Annotated in this window: 14 protein-coding genes and 2 pseudogenes; 8 read left to right on the top strand and 8 right to left on the bottom strand. The window is 69.8% G+C overall.

Annotated elements, in window-relative coordinates; translation table 11 throughout:
* The first annotated feature begins 231 nt into the window (after nt 1–231).
* Complete coding sequence (locus ACLJPL_RS22810; RefSeq protein ID WP_411082734.1) at nt 232–1,281, top strand: aldo/keto reductase; 1,050 nt, start codon at nt 232–234, stop codon at nt 1,279–1,281.
* On the opposite strand, the gene ACLJPL_RS22815 is transcribed toward ACLJPL_RS22810, so the two are convergent.
* Nucleotides 1,278–1,850, bottom strand: coding sequence for a hypothetical protein (locus ACLJPL_RS22815; protein WP_411082735.1), 573 nt, complete (start codon nt 1,848–1,850; stop codon nt 1,278–1,280). The two genes, ACLJPL_RS22810 and ACLJPL_RS22815, sit on opposite strands and share 4 nt — an antisense overlap.
* 344 nt (nt 1,851–2,194) lie before the next feature.
* Nucleotides 2,195–3,046 (bottom strand): helix-turn-helix domain-containing protein, encoded by an 852-nt coding sequence (locus tag ACLJPL_RS22820; RefSeq protein WP_411082736.1) that lies wholly within the window; start codon nt 3,044–3,046, stop codon nt 2,195–2,197.
* A gap of 164 nt (nt 3,047–3,210) precedes the next feature.
* Here ACLJPL_RS22820 and ACLJPL_RS22825 point away from each other — a divergent pair, with 164 nt between their 5' ends.
* Both ACLJPL_RS22825 and ACLJPL_RS22830 read left to right on the top strand, forming a co-directional pair.
* Nucleotides 3,211–3,642 (top strand): ATP-binding protein, encoded by a 432-nt coding sequence (locus ACLJPL_RS22825; RefSeq protein ID WP_411082737.1) that lies wholly within the window; start codon nt 3,211–3,213, stop codon nt 3,640–3,642.
* 84 nt (nt 3,643–3,726) lie between these two features.
* Nucleotides 3,727–4,362 (top strand): annotated as a pseudogene (locus tag ACLJPL_RS22830) (TetR family transcriptional regulator); the annotation flags it as partial.
* On the opposite strand, the gene ACLJPL_RS22835 reads toward ACLJPL_RS22830, so the two are convergent.
* A complete protein-coding gene (locus ACLJPL_RS22835; protein WP_411082738.1) occupies nt 4,313–5,578 on the bottom strand; it encodes a PhlD in 1,266 nt (421 codons plus the stop codon). The pseudogene ACLJPL_RS22830 and the gene ACLJPL_RS22835 sit on opposite strands and share 50 nt — an antisense overlap.
* Before the next feature lie 58 nt (nt 5,579–5,636).
* Here ACLJPL_RS22835 and ACLJPL_RS22840 point away from each other — a divergent pair, with 58 nt between their 5' ends.
* Nucleotides 5,637–5,825, top strand: a complete 189-nt coding sequence (locus tag ACLJPL_RS22840) for a DUF6087 family protein (RefSeq protein WP_411082739.1) — start codon at nt 5,637–5,639, stop codon at nt 5,823–5,825.
* Between the two features lie 18 nt (nt 5,826–5,843).
* Here ACLJPL_RS22840 and ACLJPL_RS22845 read toward each other — a convergent pair whose 3' ends face one another.
* Nucleotides 5,844–6,377, bottom strand: a complete 534-nt coding sequence (locus tag ACLJPL_RS22845; protein ID WP_411082768.1) for an HD domain-containing protein — start codon at nt 6,375–6,377, stop codon at nt 5,844–5,846.
* A gap of 487 nt (nt 6,378–6,864) precedes the next feature.
* Nucleotides 6,865–7,503: an SET domain-containing protein-lysine N-methyltransferase gene (locus ACLJPL_RS22850; protein ID WP_411082740.1), complete on the bottom strand. Its 639-nt coding sequence runs from the start codon at nt 7,501–7,503 to the stop codon at nt 6,865–6,867.
* A 202-nt stretch (nt 7,504–7,705) separates the two neighbouring features.
* Here ACLJPL_RS22850 and ACLJPL_RS22855 point away from each other — a divergent pair, with 202 nt between their 5' ends.
* Nucleotides 7,706–7,978 carry a DUF5959 family protein gene (locus tag ACLJPL_RS22855; protein WP_411082741.1) on the top strand — a complete coding sequence of 91 codons (273 nt, stop codon included), beginning with the start codon at nt 7,706–7,708 and terminating at the stop codon, nt 7,976–7,978.
* A gap of 172 nt (nt 7,979–8,150) precedes the next feature.
* Here the strand turns inward: ACLJPL_RS22855 and ACLJPL_RS22860 are convergent, their stop codons facing one another.
* Together ACLJPL_RS22860 and ACLJPL_RS22865 are read right to left on the bottom strand one after the other, a co-directional pair.
* Nucleotides 8,151–8,375, bottom strand: coding sequence for a DUF397 domain-containing protein (locus ACLJPL_RS22860; protein ID WP_411082742.1), 225 nt, complete (start codon nt 8,373–8,375; stop codon nt 8,151–8,153).
* Nucleotides 8,372–9,226: a helix-turn-helix domain-containing protein gene (locus ACLJPL_RS22865; protein WP_411082743.1), complete on the bottom strand. Its 855-nt coding sequence runs from the start codon at nt 9,224–9,226 to the stop codon at nt 8,372–8,374. The genes ACLJPL_RS22860 and ACLJPL_RS22865 overlap by 4 nt, the downstream gene beginning before the upstream one ends.
* A gap of 194 nt (nt 9,227–9,420) precedes the next feature.
* Here ACLJPL_RS22865 and ACLJPL_RS22870 point away from each other — a divergent pair, with 194 nt between their 5' ends.
* From ACLJPL_RS22870 to ACLJPL_RS22880, 3 genes are read left to right on the top strand one after another with little or no spacing between them, the layout of a single operon-like run.
* Nucleotides 9,421–9,837, top strand: a complete 417-nt coding sequence (locus tag ACLJPL_RS22870; RefSeq protein ID WP_411082744.1) for an ATP-binding protein — start codon at nt 9,421–9,423, stop codon at nt 9,835–9,837.
* Complete coding sequence (locus ACLJPL_RS22875) at nt 9,834–10,193, top strand: hypothetical protein (protein WP_411082745.1); 360 nt, start codon at nt 9,834–9,836, stop codon at nt 10,191–10,193. Before ACLJPL_RS22870 ends, ACLJPL_RS22875 begins: the two co-directional genes overlap by 4 nt.
* A complete protein-coding gene (locus ACLJPL_RS22880) occupies nt 10,190–10,720 on the top strand; it encodes a hypothetical protein (protein ID WP_411082746.1) in 531 nt (176 codons plus the stop codon). The genes ACLJPL_RS22875 and ACLJPL_RS22880 overlap by 4 nt, the downstream gene beginning before the upstream one ends.
* A 75-nt stretch (nt 10,721–10,795) precedes the next feature.
* Here ACLJPL_RS22880 and ACLJPL_RS22885 read toward each other — a convergent pair.
* A pseudogene (locus tag ACLJPL_RS22885) lies at nt 10,796–11,083 on the bottom strand (DUF6281 family protein); the annotation flags it as partial.
* Between the last annotated feature and the right edge of the window lie 134 nt (nt 11,084–11,217).

The raw sequence follows: 11,217 nt of genomic DNA on the forward strand, positions 1-11,217 counted from the left end.
AAGGCTGCACGCACGTGAAGTCCGTACGCGCGTGAAGGCTGCACGCACGTGAAGTCCGCACGCACGCAAAGGCTGTACGCACAGGAAGGAGGGGCTTCACCGCGGCAGGCGGCGGGGCCCCTCCGGCGTACGTCCCCGCCCTCCCCACCACCCCGGCCCCTTGCCTTCGACCGCACTCCAACTCCTACAGTGCCGAGGCGTACAGGGCACGGCACGGACAAAGGAGCGGACATGCGCTATCGCACACTCGGCGGTACCGGCATCAAGGTGAGCGCCCACTGCCTCGGCACCATGATGTTCGGCTCGGTGGGCAATCCCGATCACGAGGACTCCGTACGGATCATCCACGCCGCCCTCGACGCGGGCGTCAACTTCGTGGACACCGCGGACATGTACTCCTCCGGCGAGTCCGAAGTGATCGTCGGCAAGGCCCTCAAGGACCGGCGGGACGACGTCGTACTCGCCACGAAGGTCCACTTTCCGATGGGCGATGGCCCCAACCGGGGTGGCAACTCCCGGCGTTGGATCGTCAAGGAGGTGGAGGAGAGCCTGCGCCGGCTCGGCACGGACTGGATCGACCTCTACCAGGTCCACCGCCCCGACCACACGACGGACGTCGAGGAGACCCTCTCCGCGCTGACGGACCTGGTGCGGGAGGGCAAGATCCGCGCGTTCGGCTGCTCCACGTTCCCGGCGGAGGAGATCGTCGAGTCGCACGTCGTGGCGGAGCGCCGCGGCCTGGGCCGGTTCCGGACCGAGCAGCCGCCGTACTCGATCCTGGCGCGGGGCATCGAGAAGGCCGTCCTTCCCGTGTGCCGCCGCTACGGCATGGGCGTCCTCACCTGGAGCCCGCTGGCCTCCGGCTTCCTGACCGGCAAGTACCGCAAGGGCGGCGCCATCGACCTGTCCTCCGGACGCGCGCGGCTGAATCCCCAGCGCTTCGACCCGGCGGCCCCGCTGACGGCCACCAAGCTGGAGGTCGTCGAACAGCTCGTCGCCGTGGCCGACAGCATCGGCGCCACGCTGCCCGAACTGGCCGTCGCGTTCCCCATCGCCCACCCGGCCGTCACGTCGGTCATCATCGGCCCGCGCACGATGGACCAGTTGGAGGGCCTGCTGAAGGGCGCTTCGCTCACCCTGGACGACGAAACCCTGGACCGCATCGACGCGATCGTGCCCCCGGGGACGGACGTCTACCCGCCGGACGGCGCCTGGACCTCGCCCTCCCTGACCGAAGTCCCGCTGCGCAGGCGGCCGGTGGGGGAACGGGCGGCGGTCTAGGAGCCGCTGTCGCGCTGGTCGGCCCGGGTGCGCCCTCCCAGCAGGCGGGCCTGTTCCTTCTTCAGGGTGGTGAATCCCCGGCGCGCGTAGGCGGCGAGCTCCGCGCTGGGGAAGGACACCACCGAGAGGTGCTCCTCGTAATTGCCCTGGGCCCACCGGGCGGTGGTGATCTCGTATCCCGACACATGCGCGCAGAGCCGGAGGAGAAGCGGGGGCATCTCCGATTCGTTCAGCAGGTCCGCGTGTTTGACGACCAGGTCGCGCATGGCCCGGATGTTCGGCAGAAAGACCGTCGTGACCCAGAGCCGCCACTCGGCGAGCTCCTCGGCGGTGGGCTGGGTCTCCTGTGTGAACGGGGACTTGCCGCCCGGCCGCGCGTTGCGTGACGCGAACGCTTCGAAGGTGCGGCTGTTGGACTCCGTGAGGGCGAACAAGGGGCCGTAGAAGTCGCTGAGTTGGCGGTTCACCCGCGCGAGGCGTTCTTGGCGCTGCGACAGCCGCAGGCCGTTGAGGTAGGTGACGACATAGCCGGCGAGCGCCAGCCCGATGGTGACGGCCACTGCGATCATGGGGCCGATGCTAGGGCCTGTCGATGCTAGGGCCTGTCGTCGAACTGCCGTCGTCGGCCGAAGGGCGGCCGCGCGGCGCCCGGACCTCGCGGCGCTCCGGGCGGACCAGGCGGCACCGCTCACCCGGCCCGCACGGTCGGCGGCGGACCACCTGGCCGAGCTGCCCCACTCCGGGACCGGCGCCGGGGAGCCGCGCCAGCGCGTTCCGCCACCACTTTCCGCACGGGCCGGGCCGGAGCCGCGCCAGCGCATTCCGCCGCCACTTTCCGCACGGGCCGGGCCGGGCCGGAGCCGCGCCAGCGCGTTCCGCCACCACTTTCCGCACGGGCCGGGCCGGAGCCGCGCTAGCGCGTTCCGCCACCACTTTCCGTACGGGCGGGGCCGCCGCCCCGTACGTCGTCGGGGAGGTCCGGTTCGCGGGACGAGCGGGCCGCCGTGCCGGTGACCAGGCGGAGGCCGGGCGCGTGCAGGGGCTGCCAGCCCATGACGGTGATCCACGCGGGGCGGGGCTCCCAGCCGGGCAGGTACATGGGGCGGGTCGTGCCGTAGGAGTGGCTGCGCAGGTCCGCGGTGCTGTCCCACAGCTCCCTGACGCGGGGGTCCTCGCACACCCGGTCCACGATCGCCCGCAGCGCGGTGTTGCCCTCGGCCAGCGAACCCTGGCGGAGCTGCGCGAGGAGGAGCGGGGCCCACCGCTCCTCCCACTCCGCGCACTGCCGTCGCCCGGGGCCCTCCAGGAGCAGGTCCAGCATGATGTTGGCCCCGGGGCGGCGGACCCACGGCCAGTTGCGTGCGGCGCGCGCGTTGTACGCGAGGATGCCGAAGTCCGGGCCCTCCCACAGCGCGCCGCAGGGCAGGCTGTCCATCCAGTCGAGCAGGTCGTCCGGGACCTCCGGAACGGCGGGGGTGAGCAGGGGCGGCACGGGTCGCCGCGACCACCGGTAGAGCGCTCGCGTCTCGTCGGGGTGCAGGTCCAGCAGGCAGGCGATCCGGGCGATGGTGTCACTGCCCATCTGGCGCTCGCCGGACTCCAGCCGCTGGTAGTGGCGGGGGCTGATCTCCAGAAGCTGGGCCATGACCGTCTGGGTGACCGGCCCGTCCGGCCCCCCGGCCGCCCCTTCGAGAAGGTCCGCGATGCGCCGCCGCCCTCGCCACTGCCGCAGCAAGTGCGTCATATCGGTCGACGAATGGGACATTCGAGACCTCCAGATCGACACAGTTGCGAATACTTTACCCATAGCACGCATGACGGACACGACCTGTTCTGGTCGCGACCAGGCCGGGCCCTTCCACGCCGCGAGATCGAGGAGTCCCATGAAGGAGAAACCGACAGGCATACCTGTTTGGAGTGATTTCCGACATGACGTACCTGAATCTGCCGACGACCTACGCATCCGTCCATACCGCACGGCACTGGGCCGCCCCGCTCCTGCCGGCCGACGTACGGGAAGCGGCGGTGCTCGTCCTGTCCGAGCTGGTGACCAACGCCGTCGCCGCCGACGCGTATGTGGAGGCCCCCGACACCATCGGAGTGGAGGTCGTCGTCGACACCTCGGGGCGGGTCGCCCTGTACGTCACCGATTCCAACGACCGGCCCATCCCTCCGGCGCCCGCGGACGTACCGGCCGACGACGAGTCGGGGCGCGGCCTCCTTCTGCTGGACGCGCTCGCCGACGCCCACGGCTGGGCCCCGCGCACCTGCGGAGGCAAGTGCGTCTGGGCCCTGTTCCGCCGCGAGGGAGCCGTTGCCGAGGAGCCGGGGAGCCACCACTGCCTTCAGACCTGCGCCTGATGCCCGCAGACCTGTGCTGACGCCCGCCCGCGAAGCGGCCCGATCGGAGCGCGGGTAGCGTCGCAGAGAAGCCGAGGAGGCACTATGCAGGACCGCGCGGAGCAGACCGTCCGGCGCATCGTGGAGGCCGCCGGCGTGGTGATCGACCGCGACGGGTACACCGGCGCGGCGACCCCGGAGATCCAGCGCCGCGCCGGAGTCAGCCGGGGTGGCTTCGCCCACCACTTCCCCACCAAGGCCGACCTGGGCGACGCGATCCTGGCCCGGCAGCACGCCTATTTCCGCCAGGTCTCCGAGCGGGCGGAGTCGGGCCCCCCGCCCGACCTGTGGCTCCAGGCGCTCGTGGACATCAGCTACGACTACACGTACAGCATCATTCGCGACCCCGTGATGCGGGCGGCCGTACGGCTCTCGACCGAGCCCGGCCCCTACCAGAGCGCCGACAGCTACGCGGCCCCGCTGACCGCCGTCACCTCGGTCCTGGAGTCCGCCCGCCAGGCCGGTGAGCTCCAGCCGTACGTGATCCCCGCGCCGGTCGCCCAGACGCTCGTGGGGTGCTTCAGCGGGGTGCAGATCCTCTCTCTCGCCCTCGCCGACCGCGAGGGCCTCGACCAGCAGGTGAGCGCCATGTGGTACGTCTGCATGCCCGGCATCGCCCGACCGGACGTGTTCACCCGGCTGCGGCTGAATCCCCCGGGGGCTGGGCACTCCGATCCGCCGGGGCCCGAGCGCTCCGATCCCCCTGTGTCCGGGCAGCACGATCCCCCGGGGCCCGGGCAGCACGACCCTCCGGGGCCCGGCCGTCACGCAGGTACAGCCCGGCCGCGGTGAACCCAGGCCCGAACGCGACCGCCACCCCCGGCCCCTCCACCGGATCCCCGGCCAGGGTCCGGTCCAGTACGTCCAGGAGTGCCGCACCCCCCAGGTTGCCGTGGGAGAGGGACGCCCTCGCGTGCCGGCCGGCCGCCTCCTCGTCCAGGCCGAGGCCGGTGAGCGTGCCCGAGATGATGCCCGGCCCGCCGGGATGCACCGCGGCCCAGTCGACCGGCCGCCCGTCCAGCCACTCCGTCAGGTGGGGCAGGACCCGCCCGGGGGCCCGCTTCGCGTCCGGCCCCGAGTCGAAGGCGAGCCCGTTCGCGTCGATCACGCCCCAGTAGGCCCCCGCGCTGTCGGGCAGGACGAACTCCCACACGTCATCGACGACGAACCCCTCACTCCCCTCCCCCGCGCCCGCCGACACCACGGCGGCGGCGGCCGAGTCCCCGAAGAGCCCGCCGTAGAGGACCGCCTGCATGTCCGGCGGCCCGGAGGCGGGATTGTACAGGGTGCTGAGCTGCTCGGCGGCGACCACCAGGGCACGGCCGCCGCCGGGGCGGCCCCGCAGGAACCGTGTCGCGTGGACAAGCGCGTGCCCGCCCCCCGAGCACGCGACCGTGGCCAGCCCGATGCGGGCCACGTCCGGGCGCAGCCCGAGGAGGCCCACCAGGTCGACGTCCAGCCCGGGGACGGTCCAGGAGGTGGTGTGGGTGGTCACCAGCAGATCGACGTCCCGCGCCCTCAGCCCCGCCCGCTCCAGCGCACCGCCCGCGGCGGCGACGGCGAGCTCCCGGGCCCCTTCGTACGCGGCGCGCGACCGCTCCCGTACGCCCTGCCGCGCGGCGGTCCCGTGCAGCGGCGAGATCCAGGGCCGGTCCTCGACCCCGGTGTGCCGCAGCATCCGCAACCACACCTCGATCTTGGGGTGCCCGGCGTACCGCGCCCGCATGTCCTCTATCAACTCGTCCGTACCGACCCGGTACGGAGCGACCCGTACGACCGGGCGACCGATCACGACGTCCATGCCTTCACCCCCGACTGCCTGCTTCTGCGGCTCTCGATCCCTTCCCCGCCACGGTACGCGCCGCCTGAGCGCGATCTGTTCGAGAGCGACGTGCATCGCCGGCCGGGCGCACTACCCTGCTGGCACAGGAGCCCCCGGAGCACAGGGAAGCGCGATGGACGAGCCGCTGTCGGACTGGGCGGAGCGCCGTGACGCGAGGATCGGAGAACTTCGGGCCGTACCGGTCGACGCCAATCGACGGCTGCGCGCCCTTCACGAACTGCAAGACCTCGTCCGTGACGGCGCTCTCGACACCGGCCTCCTCCTCGACAAGCGGAACTATCGAGGTGAAACAGCACGCTGAGTGCTGCCCGGCTGGCGGTCAGCGCAGGTAAGTCTGCTGCCATTCGATCGAGGTCATGGTGAGCGCGGCCCGGGCGAGGGAGTGGGCGGAGGCCGTCTTGAGCTTCGCGAGGCTGCTGTCAATCCAGGGCTGAACGTTCGAACAGCCCTGTTCGCGGTACTCGACGGCCTGGAGGAGGCATTCGAGCTTGTCGGCGTCGTGAGCGCAGACGACTTCCGGGGAGTCGCCGTTCTCGTACTCCTCCACGATCCGCCGGGCTCCAGCCCGCACGGCCGGGTGCGCGGCGGACACCTGGTCCGCGGTCACGGCCTCATTGCCGGCAGCGGTGAGGTAACGACGACCGATGTGCGGGATATCGCTGACGCGGGTCTCCTGCGTGTCGTGCCAGAGCCCGAGAAGAGCCGTCTTCGCCGGGTCGGCGCCCTCCATCATGGCGAGCACGGAGCCGATGAGCGCGACTCTGAAGCTGTGCTCGGCGATGGTCTCGGGGTCCTTGACCCCGGCGATCCACCACCCGCTGCGCTTGGCCCGCTTCAGCATCCCCATCTCCATCAGGAACCCTGTCGTGCCCTTCGCCCGCTCCTGCTCGGTGTCCGCCACGGATGCACCCTCCGGTGTGTCATGTTCGGTTCTCGCGTAGAACGTAATGCACCGAGCTCAGTTCCCGCCTCGATCGCGGGGAGATCTCATCGTGATCAAGAAGCCGGAACGTGTACGCGTACAGCCTGTCCGCCAACTCGGGGTCAGCCAGGGGCAGCCACCGGTTGGTGGTCAGCAGGGCCCAGATCGAGTGAACGTACAGGTCCGTGTACGACGGGGCCTGGTGCAGCCCGACTGTCCGCTCTCCGGGAGTTGCAGGACCTGGCCAGTAGCGGCGCTCTCGACATGGATCTCCTCCTCGACAAGCGGAACTATCGGGGAGGATCCGCACGGGTGCCCTGAGGTGGGCGGTCGCCTGCCACCCTGAGGCCGCGACGGCGTCAAGTACGACAGCTGTGGATCGCGCGCGAGGGTGTTGAACAGGCGGGAGGAGCCCACGTCACCCGTCATGGTGGTAGACGATCTGCCAGTTGCCGGCGATGACCTTGAGGAGCATGGTCTGGTGCCGCCGGCCACGCGCCGTCTCGGCCTCGGCAGAGCACAGTGCCTCCCAGCGCCCGGTACCGACGAGCCACTCGACCTCCGACAGTGACACCCATCCAGCCTCGGACACCGTGGCGACATAGGCTTCCCTGCCACGGGCCGCGCGCCCCGCCACCCAGAGAGTGACATCACTGTCGAGCAACCCAGCGAGGAGTTCACCCGTTCCGTCACGGAGTGCATGTCGGTAGGCGTCGAGGAAGGTGCCGAGCTCGCGAGAGGTCTCCTCGCCCGCGTCGATGGTGATCCGGTCGCCCCGCGCGATGGACCGCAGTGCGATGTCGCACCCGCGCTCGAAGTCCTGATAGCAGGACGGATCGTCAGAGTGGTTCACGAAGCGTGCAGGCGCGGGGTATAGGTAGCGGCGGCCCCCGTAGCTGTGCACAAAGATGTCCATGCCGGCAGGCAGGGTTAAGTAGGCAGCCTCATCGAGTGGTTCGAGCTGGTAGGACACGACGACCTCGCCGACTGCGAAGTCGCGCGCGGCGTAGACGCCGGTACCAGCGAGGTCACCGGGCCCAAGAGTTACATCGTCCACAGCGCCATACCCTAGTAACACAGCTGGAGATCACGACCGTTACCTACGGTGCTGCGTCGATGGTAGTGCGTGGTACGGGCTCGGGTTTGGTGTCGCCAGAGTGAGCAGGCGAGGGTCCATTCAAGGCTTCAGGTGGTGGCGGTGAGGGTGTTGAACGCGCCACTGGGCGTGGCCCAGCCAGGGGCCCGCCCGCAGAAACAGGGTGGAAGATCAGCGTCACAGTCAGCATTCTGGGACGAATGCGCCATGGGCCGCCCTTCTCGACGCGGAGATCGTCGTCAGGACGCCCTTCGTGTCCGGTCGCCTCGATCTGCCGCTGTCCGTGGTGGATCTGGACGGCTGGAGAGCCGCCCTGGACCGGCTCGACGCCGGTGAGGACGTGGCCTGGAGGGAGATGAGCCGCGGCCCGTCCCTGTTCATCCAACTCACCGGCGAGCGCGAGTGCCCCGAGGTGGTCATGGAGGACGAGGGCTGATCCATGGTCCCCGTGCGCGTCCCGCTCGTGCCCCCGGACGACTGGATCGCCGATCGCCATCAGCTTCTGCGCCGGGTGATGGACCACTGGGTCCCGATGCCGGCGGGGTAGGGGCAGCAGCCCTCGGCCGCTGAGCGCATGACCGGGGGCCATGCGCTCAGCGGGGACGCTCTTAGAGCGAGCCGTCCCGTACGGCGGTGACGAAGGCATGCCAGGGGGCGGGGGCGAAGATGTGGGTGCCGAGGGTGCGGTCCTTGGTGTCGCGGACTGCGTGGCGGCCGGAGGGGAGGGCGGCGTGCTCGATGCAGCCGTTGTTCGAGCCGCTGTAGGTGCTCTTGCGCCAAGGCGCGCCCTCGAGCTCGGATACCACCGTTCGGGAAGCAGACGTCTCGATCATGATCTGGTTTCCTCGATGAGCTCGCGAATGTACTGGCTGGACGCTGTCGGGGACAGGGCAGCGGCCGTCAACTCATCCCAGGCTTTTGTGTAGGCCCGCACATCAGGGCGCTGCTCCAGCAACGTACCACCGGTGATGTGCTCCAACCACACGACTTCCACCGGCGGATCAGCCTGCAACCCGAAGACGGTGAACGGTGCGTACTGCTCCATGGGCAAGGCGGATTTCAGCGGGAGAACTTGGAGGTTGATGTTCGAGGAGGAACCCGCGTCCAGCAGATGGAGCAGTTGCTCGCGAACCACCCGTTCTCCACCGCCGATACGGTGCAGGGCGGGTGCATCGATCACAGCACGGAGTCTGAACCCGAGTTTGTTGTCCAGCAGTTCCTTGCGCTTCATGCGAGTGTCGACCAGGAACTCGACCTGATCCGCCGGTGAAGCGACTTCGTACAGTTGCCGCATGTACGCCTTGGTCTGAAGCAACCCCGGGATGACCATCGGTTCGAACGTGCGAACCACCTGCGAGTCCGCCTCCAGCATCAGGTAGTCCTTCAGGACGTCATGGAGGAAAGGCCCCTGACCGCTCCACCAGTCGACCTTGTGAATCTCCTTGGACAGGCGCTTCAGACTGACTCGGTGCCGCTCGTCCTCAACTCCGTACAGATTGAGCAGCGTCGTCAGATCGAGCGGACGGATGCCCCGCTTGCCGTTCTCGATCTGGCTGATCTTCGGCTGCCCGCACTCCAGGGCTTCCGCCGCGTCCTGGACCTTGAGGCCGGCGTTCAGTCGGAGCTGTCGCAGTTCGCCGCCGAGTCGGCGGCTCCGCATCGTGGGCATGTCGCTCTGAGCCATGGCGTCATGATGGATCCCAAGTTCACTCAGCAACAACACACTTCAGCAACTTGCACCCTCACGGATGAATCCACGAAGGAATACTTGCCTAAGCGATGCTTCGCGCGGCACCATCCCTCCCGTGACCGACAGCGTCCGTACGTTCACGAACTGTCGATCAGCAGACGCATCACTCGCTTCGTTCTGGAGGAGCCATGGCCGTCACCGCTGAGCCGGACCCGCCCGACTACCGCCAAGACCTCGTCGCCCACCCCGAAACGCTCTCGATCATGCGGCGCATCGTGAGCGCCCACGTCGACCTCTGGGGCTTCCGGGAGTTGAGCGACTCCGTCACGCTCTGCGCCCACGAGCTGCTGGCCAACGTGGACCGGCACACCGGGTCCCCGCACTGCACGATCACCCTGCGCCGCCGCCCCAACGGCGTGCGGGTGACCGTCACCGACACCAACACCGATCCGCCCGCGTCCCCCGACCCCGACCGGGCCGCCGAGAGCGGGCGGGGGCTGGCGCTGATCTCCGGGATCGCGGAGCACTTCGGCACGGTCATCCGACGCGAGAGCAAGGACGTGTGGGCCGAGATCCTGACCTCGCGTCCGGCCGCACTGGCGTGAACGCCCCGCTCCCCCGGGCCTATTGGTGCCACGTCGACACAGACGGCACCGCGCCCCACCCGATCCCGGAAGACCTCGTCACCGCCGCGCCCGGACTCGCGATGACCTGGATACGGGAATCCGTACGGTGGCTGACGCCACGGCTCGACCGTGACGCCTTCCACCGGACCTGGGCCTGGCTGGGCGACCACCGGGGCGTGGAGGCGGCGGTGCGGACGCTGCGACGCGGACAGCCGTACGCGTACGAGCTGGACACCCCGAACGCCCGCTGGCGCTGGACGGCCTACCCCGTCTCCGTACTCCCGTACCCCCTCCGCCACTTACCGATCGAGCCTCCCGTCAGGAGCTGCGAATGACCTCCCCGACCACCACCGCACCCCCGCTCCCCTCCCCCGGGGCCGCCGCCGAACTGCGTGCCGCGCTCCGGGAGGCCGGGCTGCACGTGGGGGCGGCCGCCGCCGGTGCGGGCGACGAGCGCCACGTACAGCTCGGGCCCCTGGAAGCCTCCGACGCACGGCAGTTGGCGCGCCTCATCCGCACCGGGACCAAGCGCACGCTCAAGGCCGCACGTGCGTTGCGGGAGATCTGTGCGGCGTACGGGGTCGACCTCCCGGAGCTGCGCGTACGGCAGGGACGCATCACGCTCGGGTCCTGCCGGCTCGACGACGCGCTACGGCTGGCGCGGCTGCTGGGCGCCTCATCGCCCGGGCCGGAGACTCCTGACGCGAACGCCGTACGGGACCTGTTGGCGCAGGCTTTCCCGGCCGCCACGGGAGGTGGGGCCCTCCTCGTCTCCGTACGGCATAACGCCCCGGACGTACTGGAGTTGGGGGCCGTCGACGCGCGAACGGCACGGCGGCTGATCGGCGTACTGCGGTTCTGAGAAGGAGGGGCTGAGCTTCACCCGGCGGGGACCCGGGCCGCTGTCGCGGGGTCCCCCGCCAACTCGGCTACGGACTCAGGGAGTCGGGCCCAGCGACGCGAGGTCCGCGCCATCGACCGCCACCAGCACAGCCTTGCCCGGCGTCTCCCCCGCCGCCACGGCGACCGCCGGATCGACTCCCTCGACCTTGTAGACAGTCACCCGGTCCGGCTCCTCCGCACCGTCGACCGGGCCCGATTCGTCGCACCCGGGCAGCAGACCAGTACCGAGATTCTCGCCAACGGTGAACTCGGGCACATCCATGGGCCGTCCCCTCGTATCGAGGTAGGACCGTCCTTCGTACTGCACGAGATAGGCGCACTTCCCCTCAGCTTGTTCTTTAACCTCTGATGCTGTTGCTCAGGTGCGGGTTTCGAGTCCGGCCAGGAGGTAGGCGACGTCGAGTCCCGTACTGAGGTACTGCTCGAAGGTCTGATTGTTCAGGGCCCAGGGAGATC

This window comes from Streptomyces sp. cmx-18-6, assembly GCF_046548915.1.
Classification (GTDB): domain Bacteria; phylum Actinomycetota; class Actinomycetes; order Streptomycetales; family Streptomycetaceae; genus Streptomyces.